The following is a 17,993-nucleotide window of genomic DNA, read 5'->3' as shown; positions in this document are numbered from 1 at the left end:
AATGTATGTAACCAACTGATACGCGCTCCGGCAGACACGCCGGACATTTTTTAAGTAAGGAGAATGAATCTTATGATCAGTACAAGCAATGTGACGCTGCGCGTCGGAAAAAAAGCTTTGTTTGAGGATGTGAATATCAAATTTACCGAAGGCAACTGCTACGGCCTGATCGGAGCCAACGGCGCCGGAAAATCCACCTTCTTAAAGATCCTTTCCGGACAGCTGGAGCCTTCCAAGGGAGAGGTCATCATCACTCCTGGAGAACGGCTTTCCTTCCTGCAGCAGGATCATTTTAAATACGATGACTACCCGGTTCTGGACACAGTCATCATGGGAAACGCCCGCCTCTATGAGATCATGAAAGAAAAAGAAGAGATCTATGCAAAAGAAGATTTCACAGATGAGGACGGCATCAAGGCCAGCGAGCTGGAAGCCGAGTTTGCCGCCATGAACGGCTGGGAAGCTGAATCCGACGCCGCTTCTCTTCTGAACGGTCTTGGCATCGGCACCGAACTTCACTATGAGATGATGAAAAACTTAAACGGACCGGAAAAGGTAAAGGTCCTTCTGGCACAGGCCCTCTTTGGCAATCCGGACATCCTGCTCCTGGACGAGCCTACCAACCACCTGGACCTGGACGCCATCGCCTGGCTGGAGGAGTTCCTTATCGGCTTTGAAAACACAGTGATCGTGGTATCCCACGACCGTTATTTCTTAAATAAAGTCTGCACCCAGATCGCAGACATCGACTACGGCAAGATCAAGCTCTATGCCGGAAACTATGATTTCTGGTATGAGTCCAGCCAGCTTCTGATCCGTCAGATGAAGGAAGCCAACAAGAAAAAGGAAGAAAAGATCAAAGAGCTCCAGGAATTTATCTCCCGGTTCAGCGCCAACGCTTCCAAATCCAAACAGGCGACTTCCAGAAAGCGTGCCCTGGAGAAGATCCAGCTGGACGACATCCAGCCCTCCAGCCGGAAGTATCCTTACATTGACTTCCGTCCAAACCGCGAGATCGGAAATGAGGTTCTCACCGTAGAAGGCCTGTCCAAGACCATTGACGGCGAAAAGGTACTGGATAACATTTCCTTTACCTTAAACCATGACGATAAGGTGGCTTTCGTGGGAGGCAACGAGCTGGCAAAGACCACTCTCTTCCAGATCCTGATGGGCGAAATGGAACCGGACGAAGGAACTTACAAGTGGGGAATCACCACCTCCCAGGCTTACTTCCCGCTGGATCACGGCGCAGAATTCGAGAACGACTATACCATCGTAGAATGGCTGACCCAGTATTCCGATGAAAAAGACGTCACCTATGTGCGCGGCTTCTTAGGCCGTATGCTCTTCTCCGGCGACGACGGCGTAAAGAGAGTCAGCGTTCTGTCTGGAGGCGAAAAAGTCCGCTGTATGCTGTCCAAGATGATGATCTCCGGAGCCAATGTGCTGATCCTGGACGAGCCTACCAACCACCTGGACATGGAATCCATCACCGCTCTCAACAACGGTATGATCAAATTCCCGGGCGTGATCCTCTTCACTTCCCGTGACCACCAGATCGTTCAGACTACCGCCAACCGCATCATGGAGATCGTGCCCGGCGGAAAGCTGATCGACAAGATCACCACCTACGACGAATATCTGGAAAGCGACGAGATGGCAAGAAAACGCCAGACCTACTCGGTACAGACCGAAGACGAGGATTAATCATTTTATTTCATTTAAAAAGGCTCCCCACGCAGAGAAAACAATAACCGCTCTGCGTGGGAGCCTCATTTTATGCAAACTGACTGTTATAAAGTTCCGCGTATGCACCTCCGGCGTCAAGCAGGGTATGATGGTTCCCCTTCTCAATGATATTTCCGTTTTGCATCACAAGGATCAGATCCGCATCTACAATGGTAGAAAGACGATGGGCGATCACAAAGCTGGTCCGCCCCTGCATCAGTTCACTCATTGCCCTTCCAATCTCCATCTCTGTTCTCGTGTCCACACTGGAGGTAGCCTCGTCCAGAATCAGGACCGCCGGATCTGTCAGCATCACCCGTGCTATGGTCAGGAGCTGTCTCTGTCCTGCGGATATCGTCTCGGCGTCTCCATGGATTACCGTATCATACCCTTTTGGCAGCGTCCGGATGAAGAAATCCGCCCTGGCCGCCTTTGCTGCCACTATGATCTCCTCTCTTGACGCCCCAGGTCTCCCGTAAGCAATATTCTCCGCAATGGTCCCGTCAAACAGCCATGTATCCTGAAGTACCATTCCGAAATTTCCCCGAAGTCCTGCATAGGTCATATCTGCAGTATCTCTGCCGTCTAACAGAATCTGCCCGCCATTCACCTCATAGAACCTCATCAGGAGATTGATCAGTGTTGTCTTTCCGGATCCGGTACTTCCCACCACTGCGATCTTCTGTCCCGGCTTTACCGCAAAACTGATATCATCCATCAGAATATGCTCTTTCGTATACCCAAATTTCACATGGCAAAACTCCACATATCCTTCTGCATTCAGAACTTCCGCCGGATGTGATGGATCCTTCCGGATCTCCTCTTCGTCCAGCAGCTGAAAGATCCGCTCCACGGACGCTATGGAAGACTGCAGCGAATTGATCATATATGCCGCCTCTGTCAGAGGCTCCGATGCCTGGTACACGTACTGGAAAAAGGCCTGGAACACGCCCACGCTCAGCACGCCGTCCAGCAAAAGCTTTCCGGCAAACACGGCAATCACCGCCTGCCCCAGACGGTTGACCATACGGATAAAAGGGTTGACCACATTCATCATAAAGTCTGCTTTCCTTGAGGTCCTGGCCAGCTCTTCTACAGCCTCCTCCATGTCTTTCCGGCTGTTTTTTTCCTGGGTAAATGCCTTGATCACAGTCCGCCCGCTGTAAGCTTCCTCCACCCTGCGGGTCACCAGGCTTACCGCCTGCTGCCTCTTTGCAGCACAGTGGAGTGTCTTTGCAGAGAAAAAGCTGGTGGACAGCATCGCAAGCACAGTAAAAAGTAAAAACACCAACGTCAGTCCCACATGAAAGTAAAACATCATAATCAGGGATCCGGCTACCATACCTACCGCCGTAAATAACTTCAAAAGCCCTGTCTGCATGACTTCAGCCATTTTATCCAGGTCATTGGTGGCACGGCTTAACACTTCTCCGGGCTGATGCCCGTCATAATAAGAAAGAGGCAGCCTTGAAAGTTTCCTGCTGATCTTTGTCCGAAGCTCCAGGCTCAGGCGCTCGGCAAAGCTGGCCATGAGAAAGCTCTGAAACATGTACAGAATCCCTGTCACTGTATAGATAAGAAGAAGGATCATGATTTCCCGTCCCACATGCTCCCAGGATACACGGAAAATATCTCCTGTCTCAATGGCCGCCTTAATCTCCTTAAAGAGAAGGTCTACGATCTTCGCACTGTAAACCGGGGCCGCCACAGAAAGCACTGTATAAAAAACTACAGAAACAGCCACGATCATAAGACGGATACGCTGCCTCCCCATAGACTTCCACAAACGTTTTACCGTTTCTCTGGACTTTTTGGGCACCTCAAACTCCATCTCGTCTGTATACTGGGTATTTTCATACTCAGCCATATCTATGCCTCTCCTTTCATCTGCGATCTTGCAATATCCTGATATACCAGGCAGCTTTGCATCAATTCGCTGTGCTTCCCGATACCGGCGATCTTCCCCTCATCCAGTACGATGATCTGATCTGCGTTCAGGATCGTGTTAATACGCTGGGCCACGATCAGTACGGCAGCATCCGCCACCTCTGTTTTGAGGGCATGGCGGAGCGCAGCGTCTGTTTTGAAATCCAGCGCTGAAAAACTGTCATCAAAAATATAGAGATCCGCCTTTTTCATCAAAGCCCTGGCGATAGCGAGGCGCTGCCTCTGTCCGCCGGAGAAATTGGTGCCGCCCTGGGATACCCGGGCATGCAATCCCATCGGCAGCCCGTTTACAAAATCAGCCTGGGCAACCGAAAGGATATGCCGCATTTCCTCCTCCGTAGCCTTTTCATTTCCCTGCCTCAGATTCTCCGCAACTGTTCCCGAAAACAGCCATGCCTTCTGAGGTACATAGGCAATATGCCTGCGCAGCTCTTCCTGCGGGATTTCCCTGACATCCTTCCCGCCTGCCAGCACCTGACCCTCCGACACATCATGGAAACGGAGCAAAAGCTTTGCAATAGTAGATTTTCCGCTTCCGGTTCCTCCTATTACCGCTGTCGTCTCCCCTCTCTTACAGGAAAAACTAAGATTTTTCAATGCATATTCATCTGCATCCGGAAAGCGGAACGACACATCGAGGAATCTGGCGGCCACCACGTCTTCTCCATGAAGGCCTTCTGCCAGTCCGTATTCCTTTTCCCCTCTGTTTACCTGACCATCCAGGATTCCAGGCTCCTTTTCCAGCACTTCGCTGACTCTCCGGATACACACTCTGGCTCTTGGGAGCAGGATGATCACCATCTGGGCCATGATGATATAGAATAAGATCAGAATCGAATACTCCGTCAGTGCAGTAATATCACCGATCTGCATGTATCCGGCTCCAATCCGGTTTCCTCCAAACCACAGGATCGCCACAATACAGATATTGATCACAAAAAAGGCGGTACTTTCCAGTCCTGCAAACAAGAGATTTGCCCTGATCGACGTCTCTGCATAATCCTCAAAGGATTTTCTCATCCTCTCCTCTTCATCTCTTTCCTTCCGGAAAGCACGGATCACCCTGACCCCTGTCAGATTCTCCCGCAGCACTACGTTCATCCGGTCCAGCAACCTTTGCAGGCGTCCGAAAATTTCTGATGCTCTCCGGGTAACGATCACTGCCAGGATAACGATCAGAAGCGTCACTCCAATCAGCAGAAATCCCATCACCTGATCCACCGCAAATGCCATGGCAATCCCCATCACGCAAACAGCCGGAACCGGCAGCACCATCTGGATACACCAGACCACTGACTGCTGTATGATATTAATGTCATTGAGTGTACGGGTAATCATGGAGCCTGTCCCAAACTGGTCAAAATCATGGTCTGAAAAGGTAAGCGACTTCTCATAGACAGCATTTCTCATATCTTTTCCTATTTTTGCCGACAGATCCGCACACAGCCAGCTTCCCAGCAGCGCTCCTGCGCCTGCCGCAAGAGTGGCCGCCAGCATTGCAAGCCCTTTTTGGATGATAAAGGACAGGCTGCCGCTTTCTATACCGATGTTGATCATATCCGCGGTCAGACGGGGAACGATCAGCCCTCCCGCCACGTCAAGGAGCATAGCGAGTATGGTAAGTCCGCATAACCGCCGATATGGCTTTAAAAAGCGTAATACCAGTTTCATTTCAGATCCTCCAGCAATATCTTCTCATGTCTTTCAAATATATCTACATATTTTCGGAAAAGACGGACAAATTCTTTTCTCTCCTCCGGTTCCAGATCCATAAATATTTCGTTTTCCATCTGGATCACAGGACGTATTTTCTGCTCTGAAAATTCTTTTCCCTGGTCCGTAAGGTATATCTGCTTATCTCTCCCATGCTGCTCAAGAAGGAGAAACCCTTTCTTTTCAAGATTCCGCACTGAAGAGTTTACCGTCTGCTTGCTTACGAACGCTTCCCGGCAGATATCTCTCTGCAGACACCCATCCCCTAAAGTGGCAACTACATACATAACGTCAAACGCACTGTCTGATAATCCTGTCGCAGTGGAAATCTCATGATAAAGATCATCCAGTTCTTTATAAAAATGATTAAACTGCTGCAGCACTTCTTCTTGAAATATTTTCATCTGGAACCTCCTTAGTCCGAAATCGTACCATGATTATAGTACGACTTCGGACTAAAGTCAAGGGCGCTGCATAAAAAATCCCGGCAGGAAAGTTCTCATCCTGCCGGGGTTTTAAATCCTATATTCTATTCTTCTCTATTCTCCCATATTACTTTCCCAGAAGCTGGCCGCCCGTTCAATCAATAGTCTTCCATATCAATCTGAAGCTCCTCCGCATGTTCATGAAGGAAGGCGATGGCTCTTGCCAGATCCTCGCAGGCAGTATCGGCTCCCGGCCGGTAGATCAGCGCAAAGGCATTATATCCCATTTCTGATAACTCCATGGCATGCGGGAAGCTGTCATGCATAGCCGCCACATAGACGAATCCTCCTCCCGCATTTACAATGGCTGTCTTAGCCCCCGGATCTCCCCGGAAGAAAAAAAGACCTGTATTTTCTTTGTCCGGATCTTCCCTTTTTTCCTCATCTGTATAGATATCATAAAAAATCTGTTCTCCGGATGCCGCCTGCTTTCTCAGCTCATTCGCAATGGCTACTGTCCGCTCAGGATTCACATTGTTATACCAGGTCAGGATCTCTCCCACGTCCTGCAGCGTGAGATCGTCGTCTATTGTCCGGTCCGCCGGAAAGATCAGTCTCCCATAATCTCCAAAGGCCGGATCATTGATCACGTCTTCTACCTTTGTTTCCAGTGTATACGCCTCCTCTTCACCGGAAGAGGCGGGCTGGGATTCTTCTTCCGTGCCGCTGCACCCTGAGAGCATCAGCACAACGGCCAGGGACATAAGAATCAATACTATGCTCCGTTTTTTCTCTAATTGCTTCAACAATCCACTCATACATATTTCTCCTTTATATGAGTCATTATAAAATACTTTTGAGGTCTGCAGAAGAACCGATTTGTTTTTCTGTAGATACCATCAGGTTTGGACTTACAGCGTGTTTCTTAAAAAGCTACACGGGCATAGACTGTCGAACCCCAAAAATGCAGTACGGGCATTTATTAAGATTTAATATAAGCATTAGACGTATGTCTTTGTGAAAGCTATAATGAAATTGTTCCAAAAGAACGATCATACTTTATATAGTATCTCTTCCATTGTGAACGAAATGTTATTCCGAGAGGAGGGAACAAATGACAATTGATGAGGCAAGCGAGCGCTATCATATACCTCTTGAAATACTTCATGAGTATGAGCGCTGGGGATTGTGCGGAGCAGTCAAAAAAGTAATGGGCTCCTGGCAGTATGACGATACCGATTTGGAACGCCTTAGCATGATCATGACACTGCGTGATATCGGATTTGAAAATACGGAAATTGAAACTTACATGAAACTTCTTCTGGAGCAGGAATGCAGCGAAAGTCAGCGTCTTAAGATGCTGGAGTTAAAGCGGCGAAGTCTGCTGGATGAGATTCATTTCCATGAAAAACAGCTGAGTAACCTGGATTATCTCCGCCACAATATCCGTAAAAATCAAGAAACTTAAAAAACAATTTAGCAGGAGGTTTTTATTATGAAGATTCAAGACAAAGAAACATTTGACAAAGTAAACGTATTTGGTATGGGACAAGAAAACTCTGCATTTGCCCAGTACTTTATCGGTGATTCCTATTTAAATCCGCTGACAAAACCGGGGGAAGGATCCATCGCACTCGCAAACGTCACCTTCGAGCCGGGATGCCGCAATAACTGGCATATCCACCACGCAAAGACAGGAGGCGGACAGATTCTGATCTGTACTGCCGGAAGCGGCTGGTATCAGGAAGAAGGAAAAGATCCTGTAAGCCTGGAGCCGGGAACTGTCATCGTAATTCCACCGGAAGTAAAGCACTGGCATGGAGCCAAGGCAGACAGCTGGTTCTCTCACATCGCTTTTGAGGCTCCGGGAACAGAAACCAGCAATGAGTGGCTGGAAGCGGTAGATGATGATACCTACGCTAAATTACAGTAAATAGCCACGAATTCAGGGAGCGAAATCGGTAATCACCAATTTCGCTCCCTGTCTGTTTCCTGCCACTTATTTAATTCTCCCGTCTTTCCTGTTGTTCAAAGACCTTATTCTGCCAGGGACAAGGTGACTGTTACATCTCCCTCACCCAGAATATCCTGCAGTTCTTCCGCACTCACACCGTTGATCTTTCCAAGCCGTGTAAAATTCCATGTATTGGGTGCATAATAGATGACAAAGGAATTTCCCTGATACAGGATCAGATCTCCGGCCTCGGTCGTAATCTGTTCGTCATTGACAGGCAGATCCTGTCCGAGACTTCCCACCTTTTCCATATCACCATAATCCTGCATATCAATTTCTAAAGGTCCGGCCGAGAGCATCTCCCGAAGTGCATCCACTGAAGAATTGTCGGCAAGCTCAGCCGTCAGGACAGTATCGCCTATCTGCAGGTTCAGAGTATTTCCCTGAACCGCATCTTCACTCTGGGCGCCGCTGTATCCAAGTTCCTGCACCCACTCACGGATCACTTCCTCGGAGGACGATGCATCTTCCTCGTAGCAGTCAAAGATATTATCTGAAATCTCTGCATCCGGCACCGCTTCTGTTATGATGTCCACGCTGTCAGCAAGTCCTCCCGTGCCGTGGGAACAGAAGAGATATACGTCTTTGCCGGACAGATCATTATTCTCCAGGAAAGACAGCAGCGCCATGGGGACGCCGTACCACCAGTTAGGATAGCCCAGAAAGACCGTATCGTACTGATCCAGGTTTTCTACGTTTTCTGTAAGCTCCGGCCTTGTGTCTTCCGAAACTTCTTCATTTGCACGATCCAGACATTCATCCCAGTCACTTGGATAGGGATCTGTCACCTTTATAGAGAACAGATCTCCGCCAGTCTCTTCCTGTACCCAGCCTGCAAGCTGCTGAACATTTCCGGGTGGGATCACGCTTGGCGAAGACACGGCATCCACATCGTCTTCGAGAACGGCATTGTCTGCCCAGGAGAAATATGCCACAAGAACATTTCCCTGTCCGCCTGCGCTGCCCTGCTCTTCTTCCTGTGAATTTCCAGTATCCGTGTCATCCTGGGTCTGTGCGGTCTGGCTGCTGTCATCTGTCTCTTCTGACTGTGCGCCACAGCCTGCCATACAAATACCAAGTGTCAAGGCTAGTAATAAAGCTGTTCCTCTTTTCTTCATACTCGTCTCCTTTCTTCTGCAGAATATCTGCATGGTTTCTGGTTTAGATTTTTTGTTTTCCTGTCGTCCAGACATGGGACTCCCCCGAAGATGCAGCTGTATTTTGAGCCATCACGCCAACCAGACGGTGCGGAATATACGGCTCTTCCAAATAGTGAATTTCATCTTCGCTTAATTCTAACTCTACTGCCTTCGCCGCTCCTTCAATATGAGAAAGCTTTGTTGCACCCACTACAGGAGCCGTCACCTTTGTAAGCAGCCATGCAAGAGAGATCTCGGTCATGCTCACACCGCGGCGCTCCGCCAGTTCGGCTGCCCGCTGAATGATCACATTGTCCTGCCCTGCTGTCGCATCATATTTGAGCCTTGCATAATCGTCTTCCTCAAGTCTCTTGGATGTTTCTCCCGGATGTTTGGAAAGCCTTCCTCCTGCCAGAGAGCTGTAAGGTGTCATTGCAATATGATCCTCTGCGCACAGCTTTGCCATTTCCCTCTCTTCCTCCCGGAAGATCAGATTATAATGACTCTGAACGGACACAAATTTTGCAAATCCTTCTTTTTCTGCCAAAGCATTGGCTTTTGCCAGCTGATAGGCAAAACAGTTTGAGATGCCGACGTAGCGGACTTTCCCGGCTTTGACCATCCGGTTTAAACCATCAAGGATATCATAGATCGGAGTCCGGTGATCCCACATATGATAAATATATAGGTCTACATAATCCATTCCCAGATTTTCCAGGCTTTTATTCAGCATCCGCTCAATGTGCTGCTGACCGGTGATGCCTGCTTCTATCTCCTCGTTGGTACGGGGCAAAAATTTTGTTGCGACCACAACCTTATCCCGACTGGTAAAATCTTTCAGTGCCCGTCCAAGATACTGTTCACTGGTACCATCTTGATAACCAATGGCCGTGTCAAAAAAGTTAACTCCAAGTTCCAGTCCGCGCCGGATAATCTCGCGCGAATGTTTCTCGTCAATGGTCCATGAATGCTGTCCATTGGAAGCATCTCCAAACCCCATACAGCCCATACAGATCCTTGAGACATTCAACTCCGACATTCCTAATTTTTCATACCGCATATTCATTCTCCTCTTTCTACTTGCTTCTAATACTACAGCCTCTACAGCCGGTTTCCAAGCTCATACGCCATTTCCGGATACTGGCTGTGTCTTGTCATCGCAGGAGTCCCGCAGCCCCTTCCAAGTACCATGCCCTGATCCTGCAGATCCAGATATCTGACCAGTGTACGATAATGACTTTCCAGCGCATCAAATGTCCAGGTGTCGCTGTTCCATGCGACCGCAAGAAGAGCTGCCTTCAGATGCTTTCTGGTAATACTGCTGTTATATGCACAGAACCGGTCGGTCACAATTTTAAGCTGTGCCGACATACCATAGTAGTAAAGCGGTGTTGCAAAAACAATCATATCAGCGTCCAGGACGGCCTCTCTTATTTTCTGATTGTCATCATGCAGGATACAGGGTCCTTCATATCCGCATGTCACGCATCCGGTACATGGACGGATATTCATCTCGTCAAGATCAAACCTTATGACACTGTGCCCTGCCGCTTCCGCTCCTTTGCTGAAATTCTCAACTAAAATATTGGTGGATCCCTTTTTATTCGGACTTCCCTGTAAAATTACAATCTTCATTTGCAACCTCCTCCTTTTTTCATTCTGCTTCTCATTTATTCCTGAGAAATATCTGTTCCAAAATATTTCTCCGATAATTCAGAGAGCTGACCGGATTCTCTCAATTCACTGATGGCCTGGTTGACCGCCTCCCGCAGACTGGCTGTCTCATCCCCTTTTCTGAACGGGATCGCTACTTCCGAGGCGTCGTCCGTCAGCGCTGCGATCTTCACGTCTGCATCCGGATGCTCCTTCGTTGATGGAAAAGACAAGTACAGCCGCCGGAAATGGTTCGATCAGTATGCCTATGTTTGGCAGACCATAAAAAACAACAAACAGCTGAACCAAAAGAGGGGTCCCGCGGATCACCCATATGTAAAACCGCGCCACCTTCCTCAGTATTTTTATCTCTGCAAACTGTACCATGGCCGTGATAACTGCTATCACCATGGCCAGTGAAAACGCCAGTATAGTCAGTGGAATGGTCATAGTCAGTCCCGGTATCAGTATCTCCCAGAAAGAATCGATAAGTATCTCTGCCAGTCGTTCATTGATCATCGTTTCTATCACTCCCTCTTCTAATCTGCTTTTCTATATTCCTTTTTCTTCCTTCTGAATATCATGGTCAGATAATAGACGATCCAGACAAACAGCCCTGCCATTGCCAGATAATCTATATAAAAGGATATCGGAGATTCGCCAAAATCCAGGAAAACAAACTGTGTCTGCAAAAGCATATATGTGATGAGATTCCGGCTGATGAATACATACGCCCCATGCACTGCAATGACCGCAGCCACTATGCGGAGTATGACAGTTCTGATCCTGGATGGACCGGTGCTAGGCAGAGATTGCCTCATTTTTGTCATCATCATTCCCCAGTGCAGCCCCAGATGCAGGGACATCAGGACAAATCCCCAGTAGCACGCCGCCATATGCACCAGCCTGGCTGTTCCCATCCCGCTGCTGACAGAAAGAAAAGAGAATACATGGCGGGACATCATGATCCCGCTGCCCATCAGACAGAGCATGGTAACCAGCAGGGCAAGATTAATCACGGTCATAATAATCCGTATCGGCGTATACCTGCCACGAAAAATATTTTTATACCAGCCTGCGTTCAGTATGTGATGGGCGATAAACAGCAAAAGCATCAGCGTCCCGGCCCATTCATGAGCCGTCTCGCCCCAGAACTGATAGCCCATTAAAAATAAAAGCAGTACAGTCATGAAGATGTCGCCCACAGGCTTTATCGTTGATTTTATAGATTTGTTCATTCCTTACACCTCAGTTTTTGCCAGTCCGGCACATTTTTCGCAGATAGCAGGCACCGGCTTTTTACATAATTATTATATTTAATGCATTTTTACATGTCTAATACTTCTAAAACATCGCTAAAAATACCTTTTGAGTATGGAAAAGGCAATAAAAAACCGGCAGACCATTTCTGATCTGCCGGCATATGCTTCAGCCGATATATGCGGACACTTTATTAAGGATTTCTTCGTTTACTTTTACCTTTCCGGGAAACAATATCTTTTTCAGTTCTTCCCTTCCAGTCTTCTTGACCTCTTCCAGCCGGTAAACCAAAACGGTCTGATATGCGGTCACAAGATATTCTCTGGTGACCACGACCGGATACCCCGGAAATTCCATGGTATTACCTTCCATAAGCTGACAGAAAAAATCTTCCCGGTCCTCTATGCCGTCAAGCGCCCCTTCCAGGACTCTGCGCGCCCCTATATTTCTGGCGGCGAGCACAGCCGCTGCTGCCGCCAGGATCAACGCGACCCACACATTAGAAAAAAAGCTGATAAAGGCCAGACACGCCAGGCTGATCCACACGATCATAGCAGTCCTTACCCGCTCTGCCGGTTTTCGGATCAAATCCTGGTACTTCTGCTGTCCCGCCGATTGTATCTTCATATTCCCTTCCTCTTTGTACCACGACTACCGGATCTTTTCCGGAAATCCAACCTTTTTCTGAACCTTGCGCAGCGTCTTATTCGCATAATATCCTGCTTTTTCCGCATTTGCTTTGATGATCCCGTCGATATAAGCCTTATCCTTTTCCAGACGCGCCACTTCCTCCTGCAGCGGTTTCAATACAGCACATACAGCCTCTCCCACTGCCACCTTAAAGTCTCCGTAGCCTTTTCCGTCAAACTCTTTCACGGTCTCTTCCGGTGTTTTTCCGGTACATGCACTGTAAATGTTGATCAGGTTCTTTACGCCGGGCTGCTCGTCCCGGTACAGGATCTGAGCCTCAGAGTCTGTCACTGCACGCTTGCATTTGCGCATGATCGTGTCCGGATCATCCATCAGGTAGATACTGGCGTTAGGATTCTCATCGGATTTGGACATCTTTTTCGCCGGATCCTGCAGGCTCATGATCTTTGCGCCCACCTTTCCGATATACGCCTCCGGAATTGTAAATACATCCCCGTAAATATTATTAAATCGCTCTGCAATGTCTCTTGTCAGCTCCAGGTGCTGCATCTGGTCTATCCCTACCGGCACCACGTCTGCCTGATAAAGCAGGATATCCGCCGCCATCAGTACCGGATAGGTGAAAAGTCCGGCGTTGATATTATCTGCATGCTTTGCTGCCTTATCCTTAAACTGGGTCATACGGTTCAGCTCACCCATGTAGGTAAAGCAGTTTAAGATCCATGCCAGCTCTGCATGTCCGGACACATGGGACTGATAATAAATGCAGTTCTTTTCCGGATCAAGCCCGGCTGCAATATACAAAGTCAGAAGCGCTCTCGCCCGCTTTCTTAAAGTCGCCGGATCCTGCCTTACCGTAATTGAGTGCATATCCACCACACTGTAAAAGCACTCATACTCATCACTTAAAGAAACCCAGTTCTTTAATGCCCCCAGGTAATTTCCAAGTGTCAGGTTTCCGGTCGCCTGCATACCGCTGAATAATACTTTCTTATCGCCAATCATCTTTTTTCCTCCATTTATCTATATGATCATCTTCCCCTCTAAGCGTCTTCCGCCCAGGGATCTTTTACATTCTGATAGTATACTACATTTTCCGAAAGAATCTTTGGTACTCCGTTTATGACCTCTACTTCGGTCACCGCACAGTTCCGGTGCACACCGCTTCCCCAGTAACAGGACAAAGGCTCGTTCTTAATATTATTGAGAAGCCCTGCCAATGCTGCCCCGTGGGTCGTAATCAGAATATCCAGTTCCTGATATGCATCCTTTTTATAAAGAGACTCCAGAAATTCGCCGGTTCTCTTTTTCACATCTTCAAAGGACTCTCCGCCCTCCGGAGGCTGATATCCTGCCGGATCGTCAAAGAAACGGTGAAAGCTCTCCGGCACATCCCATCCTTCTTTGGAGCAGCACTTTCCCTCATACTCTCCAAAGGCCATCTCCATGATCCTGGGGTCCTCCAGGATCAGTGTTTTCCGATTCCGCAGGATAATCCTCGCCGTCTCCTTCGCCCTGCATAAAGGGCTTGAAATACAAAGGTCAAACGGCACGTCCGAAAGCCCCTCTGCCGTCTCCCTCGCCAGGCGCTTTCCCTCCTCATTTAGGGGAATATCTACCTGTCCCTGTATCTTTTTTCTCGCATTCCAGTCTGTGATTCCATGTCTAACCAAATATAACTTCATCTTCTGCCTCCTATACACACGAAGTAAGTATACCACATCTCCTTACATTTTACATTAGTAAAATCAAAAGAAAGCTGGTATACTGGTAACAAACAGTTACTATCCACATAAGCAGTCTTAGCCCCGCAAGGGGCGAAACTGGAGTGCGCAAGCGCGACGAGTGCGCATGCGAGTAGGGTTGGCTGTGAATAGTAATAATATATAAAAGAGGAGTTGTTTAACCATGGAAAAAATAAAGAGCTTTACAGTAGACCACATCCGGCTGGTCCCCGGACTCTATGTATCCCGCATTGATTATGTGAACCAAAATCCGGTTACCACCTTTGACATCCGCATGACAAGCCCGAATGACGAGCCGGTAATGAATACTGCCGAGGTACATACGATCGAACATCTGGGCGCTACATTTCTTCGCAATCACGAAACCTGGGCGGACAAAACGATCTATTTCGGTCCCATGGGATGCCGCACCGGTTTCTATCTGATCCTTTCCGGCGAATATACATCCCGGGATATCGTGCCCCTGATGACTGAAATGTTCACCTTTATCGCAGATTTTGAAGGGGAGGTTCCAGGTGCCGCTCCAAAGGACTGCGGAAACTATCTGGACATGAACCGTCCCATGGCAAATTATCTTGCCCGGAAATATCTGAAAGAAGTGCTGGAAAACATCTCTGACAGACAGCTTATTTATCCGGAATAATTTTAGTTAGGGACGGGGGATTTCTGAAAATCCCCCGTCCCCAATTGTCCATCATTCCTTTTTGCTCCGAATAAATTCATCTACAGCATTTTTACACTTTTTTACAGCATCAATATACTCATCCAAGTCATCCTTTTCAACCATGATACTTTCATCACCAGGATATCTTGTTGTGAAATACAGCCCATTTACCAAGTTTAATGATGGTCGGTCCAAATTCACCTCCGGAAGATGAGATGATATATATTTTGAAAGTTTTGTCAGGTTATGTGTCCTTAAAATCTCCGTTTTCTTAGCATTATCTGCAGAATCTCCTAGTATCACATACTCGTCAATCAAATGCTTCAGATATTTTTCACATGTCTCCTGCGCCATGGCCCCCATCGCATTTCCTACCAGACCATTTTTATATGCAGCCATCAGGAAATCATAATTATTATCAGCAAAATCATAATATGTTTTTAACTCTTCTGCCATATTTTTTTTCCCTCCTGCACAATATTTTTATAATATGTCTGCGTACTGGTTCTCCATCCATCTCCAAAAACAATTTTCAAGTCCACCTCCGGGGCGTCCAGTTCTTCATCCGAAATAGTTCCTTTCAGATATACAATTTCTTTCTTTATTTTTTTACTGTTCTTTTGCGCCGGGTCAAGTACTAAAAGTAAGTCAATGTCACTATCCCATCTGACCTGCCCTCTGGCCGCACTTCCATATAAATACAATTCCTTTGCATAGAGAGAAAGTTTTGACTGCAGAATTTTTTGTTTTGCGGATTGTAAGGCAAGCTCATGCCGAATGCTTCCCAGTTTCATAATTCTCCCTCCATTGCCTGATGGCCATTTATCTTGTACTGTTTATATTATACCATGTTCAATCTTAATCTGACATACTTTCATAGCTTCCAATGCATTTTTATGGCTTTCCGGCGTAACTCCCGCACAGCAGTCAGCCTCTACGATCACAGGCACCTCCGGAAGATACGCCTTCAGGATCATGGCGTTTGAGATCACGCAGATATCGGTGCAAAGGCCGATCAGCGTAATGGATTCTATCCCCGGCTTCCCCTGCTTTTTCAGATCCTCATCCTGCGCCTTCAGAAGTGCTCCGAGCGCCGTGCTTCCAAAGGAAGGCTTATCAATAGGCTCCTCCACTCTGAGCTTTTCGATCTCCGGCGCCAGCTCCCAGCCTTTGGTTCCCCGGATGCAGTGCTCTACCGGCAGGTTTTTCCCTTCCTGGGTCTCAAGATAATCTTTCTCATGGGTGTCTCTGGTGTAGAGAACCCTTCCGTCAAAGCCTCTGATCTTCTCCGCCACCTTTGGCACGATTCCTACGGCCTCTTTCGTCCCAAGGGCGCCGTCGATAAAATCATTCTGCATATCCACTACCACCAATATCTTCATCCGTCATCTCTCCTATTCTTTACTCCATATTCCCCGGAAATCTGGGGATCCCTTCAAATCCGGCCTGCAGATCCTCATCCATCGGGATGTAATCTGTCATTTCTCCATTATGGAACTTCTCATAAGCCATCATATCGAAATATCCGGTGCCGGTCAAGCCAAAGACGATGGTTTTCTCTTCCCCGGTTTCTTTGCACTTCATCGCTTCATCTATGGCCACCTTGATGGCATGGCTGCTCTCCGGCGCCGGCAGAATACCCTCCACTCTGGCAAATGCTTCCGCCGCCTGAAAGACAGCGGTCTGCTCCACTGACCTGGCCTCCATATAGCCGTCTGCATACAACTGAGACAGGATGGAGCTCATGCCATGGTACCTGAGTCCTCCGGCATGATTCGCAGAAGGAATGAAACCGCTTCCCAGAGTATACATCTTCGCCAGCGGGCACACCATGCCGGTGTCACAGAAATCATAGGCGTAGACGCCTCTGGTCATGCTCGGGCAGGAGGCTGGTTCTACGGCGATAAACTGGTAATCCTTCTCTCCTCTCAGCTTTTCTCCCATAAACGGAGAGATCAGTCCGCCCAGGTTGGATCCGCCCCCGGCACAGCCGATGATCATATCCGGCACGATCCCGTACTGGTCAAGCGCCGCCTTCGTCTCCATGCCGATGATGGACTGATGCAGCAGCACCTGGTTTAACACACTTCCCAGCACATAACGGTATCCTTCGTTCTGCGTGGCTGTCTCCACGGCTTCGGAAATCGCACACCCCAGACTTCCGGTGGTGCCCGGATGCTCTGCCAGGATCTTCCTGCCGATCTCCGTCTCCATAGACGGTGACGGCGTCACGCTTGCTCCGTAGGTCCGCATCACCTCGCGGCGGAAGGGCTTCTGTTCATAGGAACATTTTACCATGTAGACCTTACAGTCCAGTCCCAGATAAGAGCAGGCCATGGAAAGTGCCGTCCCCCACTGTCCCGCTCCCGTCTCTGTGGTGACTCCCTTAAGCCCCTGCTTCTTCGCATAGTAGGCCTGGGCGATGGCGGAATTCAGCTTATGGCTCCCGCTGGTATTGTTGCCCTCGAATTTATAATAAATCTTCGCCGGAGTCTGAAGCTTTTCTTCCAGGCAGTAGGCCCGCACCAGCGGAGACGGGCGGTACATCTTATAGAAATCCTGGATCTCCTGCGGGATATCAATATAACGGCTGTCGTTGTCCAGCTCCTGCTGTACCAGCTCTTCACAGAATACTCCTGACAGCTCCTCCGCCGTCATGGGCTTTAACGTCCCCGGATTCAGAAGCGGCGCCGGTTTGTTTTTCATATCTGCACGCACATTATACCAGGTCTTTGGCATCTCGCTCTCTGAGAGATAAATCTTGTAGGGAATCTTCTGGTCTCTTGCATCTTTCATAGTTTTGGGTCTCCTTTCCTGAATCATTCCGGGGTTCTTTCTGACAACCCCTGTTCTGAAATATGCATGAGATAAGGAAACTCAATAAAAAATGCCCTTATCCCATACAGTTACATCTGCTGGGACAAGAGCACGAATTACAACTCCTGCGGTGCCACCCGGCTTGGTGCATCTTCATACACCCGCTTAGTGCGTACTGGCATACGCCGGTTTTGATAACGGAGAATCCTCTCCGGCTCCCCTACTTGGCTCATGCCG

The 17,993-nt window shown here is 48.3% G+C and carries 21 protein-coding genes; 4 read left to right on the top strand and 17 right to left on the bottom strand.

The features are described from left to right. Window positions 1–72: 72 nt before the first annotated feature. A complete protein-coding gene (locus tag BKD12_RS08980) occupies window positions 73–1,707 on the top strand; it encodes an ABC-F family ATP-binding cassette domain-containing protein (RefSeq protein ID WP_070088990.1) in 1,635 nt (544 codons plus the stop codon). Window positions 1,708–1,777: 70 nt separating this feature from the next. Here BKD12_RS08980 and BKD12_RS08975 read toward each other — a convergent pair whose 3' ends face one another. The 4 genes from BKD12_RS08975 to BKD12_RS17265 all read right to left on the bottom strand — a co-directional run bounded on the left by BKD12_RS08975 (window position 1,778) and on the right by BKD12_RS17265 (window position 6,631). After that, complete coding sequence (locus BKD12_RS08975) at window positions 1,778–3,595, bottom strand: ABC transporter ATP-binding protein (protein WP_070088989.1); 1,818 nt, start codon at window positions 3,593–3,595, stop codon at window positions 1,778–1,780. Window positions 3,596–3,597: 2 nt separating this feature from the next. Then, window positions 3,598–5,346 carry an ABC transporter ATP-binding protein gene (locus BKD12_RS08970; protein WP_070088988.1) on the bottom strand — a complete coding sequence of 583 codons (1,749 nt, stop codon included), beginning with the start codon at window positions 5,344–5,346 and terminating at the stop codon, window positions 3,598–3,600. Further along, window positions 5,343–5,792: a MarR family winged helix-turn-helix transcriptional regulator gene (locus BKD12_RS08965; protein WP_070088987.1), complete on the bottom strand. Its 450-nt coding sequence runs from the start codon at window positions 5,790–5,792 to the stop codon at window positions 5,343–5,345. The genes BKD12_RS08970 and BKD12_RS08965 overlap by 4 nt, the downstream gene beginning before the upstream one ends. Window positions 5,793–5,971: 179 nt before the next feature. Continuing rightward, window positions 5,972–6,631, bottom strand: coding sequence for a hypothetical protein (locus tag BKD12_RS17265; protein ID WP_070088986.1), 660 nt, complete (start codon window positions 6,629–6,631; stop codon window positions 5,972–5,974). A gap of 296 nt (window positions 6,632–6,927) precedes the next feature. Between BKD12_RS17265 and BKD12_RS08955 the strand changes: the two genes are divergently transcribed. After that, window positions 6,928–7,281, top strand: coding sequence for a MerR family transcriptional regulator (locus BKD12_RS08955; RefSeq protein WP_070088985.1), 354 nt, complete (start codon window positions 6,928–6,930; stop codon window positions 7,279–7,281). A gap of 27 nt (window positions 7,282–7,308) precedes the next feature. Then, window positions 7,309–7,746 (top strand): cupin domain-containing protein, encoded by a 438-nt coding sequence (locus BKD12_RS08950; RefSeq protein ID WP_070088984.1) that lies wholly within the window; start codon window positions 7,309–7,311, stop codon window positions 7,744–7,746. A 104-nt stretch (window positions 7,747–7,850) separates the two neighbouring features. On the opposite strand, the gene BKD12_RS17260 is transcribed toward BKD12_RS08950, so the two are convergent. The 9 genes from BKD12_RS17260 to BKD12_RS08910 form a co-directional block, all read right to left on the bottom strand. Then, entirely contained in the window at window positions 7,851–8,945 is a 1,095-nt protein-coding gene (locus BKD12_RS17260) for a cyclophilin-like fold protein (RefSeq protein ID WP_070088983.1), read from the bottom strand. Window positions 8,946–8,988: 43 nt separating this feature from the next. Beyond that, on the bottom strand, window positions 8,989–10,026 hold the full coding sequence (locus tag BKD12_RS08940) for an aldo/keto reductase (RefSeq protein ID WP_070088982.1): 1,038 nt from the start codon (window positions 10,024–10,026) through the stop codon (window positions 8,989–8,991). 41 nt (window positions 10,027–10,067) lie between these two features. Then, complete coding sequence (locus tag BKD12_RS08935) at window positions 10,068–10,601, bottom strand: flavodoxin family protein (protein WP_070088981.1); 534 nt, start codon at window positions 10,599–10,601, stop codon at window positions 10,068–10,070. Window positions 10,602–10,636: 35 nt separating this feature from the next. Continuing rightward, a complete protein-coding gene (locus BKD12_RS17565) occupies window positions 10,637–10,813 on the bottom strand; it encodes a transporter substrate-binding domain-containing protein (RefSeq protein WP_242872748.1) in 177 nt (58 codons plus the stop codon). Then, window positions 10,749–11,138: an ABC transporter permease subunit gene (locus tag BKD12_RS08930; protein ID WP_070088980.1), complete on the bottom strand. Its 390-nt coding sequence runs from the start codon at window positions 11,136–11,138 to the stop codon at window positions 10,749–10,751. The genes BKD12_RS17565 and BKD12_RS08930 overlap by 65 nt, the downstream gene beginning before the upstream one ends. Window positions 11,139–11,158: 20 nt before the next feature. Next, window positions 11,159–11,857, bottom strand: coding sequence for a DUF4405 domain-containing protein (locus BKD12_RS08925; protein ID WP_070088979.1), 699 nt, complete (start codon window positions 11,855–11,857; stop codon window positions 11,159–11,161). Window positions 11,858–12,047: 190 nt separating this feature from the next. Continuing rightward, window positions 12,048–12,506, bottom strand: coding sequence for a hypothetical protein (locus BKD12_RS08920; protein WP_070088978.1), 459 nt, complete (start codon window positions 12,504–12,506; stop codon window positions 12,048–12,050). 24 nt (window positions 12,507–12,530) lie between these two features. Then, window positions 12,531–13,535: a tryptophan--tRNA ligase gene (trpS, locus tag BKD12_RS08915; RefSeq protein ID WP_070088977.1), complete on the bottom strand. Its 1,005-nt coding sequence runs from the start codon at window positions 13,533–13,535 to the stop codon at window positions 12,531–12,533. Between the two features lie 38 nt (window positions 13,536–13,573). Continuing rightward, window positions 13,574–14,215 (bottom strand): histidine phosphatase family protein, encoded by a 642-nt coding sequence (locus tag BKD12_RS08910; protein WP_070088976.1) that lies wholly within the window; start codon window positions 14,213–14,215, stop codon window positions 13,574–13,576. Between the two features lie 223 nt (window positions 14,216–14,438). Between BKD12_RS08910 and BKD12_RS08905 the strand changes: the two genes are divergently transcribed. Then, entirely contained in the window at window positions 14,439–14,918 is a 480-nt protein-coding gene (locus BKD12_RS08905) for an S-ribosylhomocysteine lyase (RefSeq protein WP_070088975.1), read from the top strand. Between the two features lie 51 nt (window positions 14,919–14,969). Here BKD12_RS08905 and BKD12_RS08900 read toward each other — a convergent pair whose 3' ends face one another. The 4 genes from BKD12_RS08900 to BKD12_RS08885 are packed head-to-tail and all read right to left on the bottom strand — an operon-like array spanning window position 14,970 to window position 17,735. Further along, window positions 14,970–15,395 (bottom strand): HEPN domain-containing protein, encoded by a 426-nt coding sequence (locus BKD12_RS08900; RefSeq protein WP_070088974.1) that lies wholly within the window; start codon window positions 15,393–15,395, stop codon window positions 14,970–14,972. Further along, window positions 15,380–15,733, bottom strand: coding sequence for a nucleotidyltransferase family protein (locus BKD12_RS08895; protein ID WP_070088973.1), 354 nt, complete (start codon window positions 15,731–15,733; stop codon window positions 15,380–15,382). The genes BKD12_RS08900 and BKD12_RS08895 overlap by 16 nt, the downstream gene beginning before the upstream one ends. Window positions 15,734–15,775: 42 nt before the next feature. Next, the gene (locus tag BKD12_RS08890) at window positions 15,776–16,321 is read right to left on the bottom strand and encodes a cysteine hydrolase family protein (RefSeq protein WP_070088972.1); all 546 of its coding nucleotides are present in this window, start codon (window positions 16,319–16,321) and stop codon (window positions 15,776–15,778) included. A gap of 19 nt (window positions 16,322–16,340) precedes the next feature. Then, the gene (locus tag BKD12_RS08885) at window positions 16,341–17,735 is read right to left on the bottom strand and encodes a TrpB-like pyridoxal phosphate-dependent enzyme (RefSeq protein ID WP_070088971.1); all 1,395 of its coding nucleotides are present in this window, start codon (window positions 17,733–17,735) and stop codon (window positions 16,341–16,343) included. Between the last annotated feature and the right edge of the window lie 258 nt (window positions 17,736–17,993).

The sequence above is a fragment of the Merdimonas faecis genome (genome assembly GCF_001754075.1).
Classification (GTDB): Bacteria; Bacillota; Clostridia; order Lachnospirales; family Lachnospiraceae; genus Merdimonas; species Merdimonas faecis.
This window is presented reverse-complemented; position numbering and strand designations above follow the sequence as displayed.

Coding starts and splice junctions, on each gene's coding strand:
- BKD12_RS08980 (WP_070088990.1), top strand. CDS start 73: ATGATCAGTACAAGCAATGTGACGCTGCGCGTCGGAAAAAAAGCTTTG.
- BKD12_RS08975 (WP_070088989.1), bottom strand. CDS start 3,595: ATGGCTGAGTATGAAAATACCCAGTATACAGACGAGATGGAGTTTGAG.
- BKD12_RS08970 (WP_070088988.1), bottom strand. CDS start 5,346: ATGAAACTGGTATTACGCTTTTTAAAGCCATATCGGCGGTTATGCGGA.
- BKD12_RS08965 (WP_070088987.1), bottom strand. CDS start 5,792: ATGAAAATATTTCAAGAAGAAGTGCTGCAGCAGTTTAATCATTTTTAT.
- BKD12_RS17265 (WP_070088986.1), bottom strand. CDS start 6,631: ATGAGTGGATTGTTGAAGCAATTAGAGAAAAAACGGAGCATAGTATTG.
- BKD12_RS08955 (WP_070088985.1), top strand. CDS start 6,928: ATGACAATTGATGAGGCAAGCGAGCGCTATCATATACCTCTTGAAATA.
- BKD12_RS08950 (WP_070088984.1), top strand. CDS start 7,309: ATGAAGATTCAAGACAAAGAAACATTTGACAAAGTAAACGTATTTGGT.
- BKD12_RS17260 (WP_070088983.1), bottom strand. CDS start 8,945: ATGAAGAAAAGAGGAACAGCTTTATTACTAGCCTTGACACTTGGTATT.
- BKD12_RS08940 (WP_070088982.1), bottom strand. CDS start 10,026: ATGCGGTATGAAAAATTAGGAATGTCGGAGTTGAATGTCTCAAGGATC.
- BKD12_RS08935 (WP_070088981.1), bottom strand. CDS start 10,601: ATGAAGATTGTAATTTTACAGGGAAGTCCGAATAAAAAGGGATCCACC.
- BKD12_RS08930 (WP_070088980.1), bottom strand. CDS start 11,138: ATGATCAATGAACGACTGGCAGAGATACTTATCGATTCTTTCTGGGAG.
- BKD12_RS08925 (WP_070088979.1), bottom strand. CDS start 11,857: ATGAACAAATCTATAAAATCAACGATAAAGCCTGTGGGCGACATCTTC.
- BKD12_RS08920 (WP_070088978.1), bottom strand. CDS start 12,506: ATGAAGATACAATCGGCGGGACAGCAGAAGTACCAGGATTTGATCCGA.
- trpS (WP_070088977.1), bottom strand. CDS start 13,535: ATGATTGGCGATAAGAAAGTATTATTCAGCGGTATGCAGGCGACCGGA.
- BKD12_RS08910 (WP_070088976.1), bottom strand. CDS start 14,215: ATGAAGTTATATTTGGTTAGACATGGAATCACAGACTGGAATGCGAGA.
- BKD12_RS08905 (WP_070088975.1), top strand. CDS start 14,439: ATGGAAAAAATAAAGAGCTTTACAGTAGACCACATCCGGCTGGTCCCC.
- BKD12_RS08900 (WP_070088974.1), bottom strand. CDS start 15,395: ATGGCAGAAGAGTTAAAAACATATTATGATTTTGCTGATAATAATTAT.
- BKD12_RS08895 (WP_070088973.1), bottom strand. CDS start 15,733: ATGAAACTGGGAAGCATTCGGCATGAGCTTGCCTTACAATCCGCAAAA.
- BKD12_RS08890 (WP_070088972.1), bottom strand. CDS start 16,321: ATGAAGATATTGGTGGTAGTGGATATGCAGAATGATTTTATCGACGGC.
- BKD12_RS08885 (WP_070088971.1), bottom strand. CDS start 17,735: ATGAAAGATGCAAGAGACCAGAAGATTCCCTACAAGATTTATCTCTCA.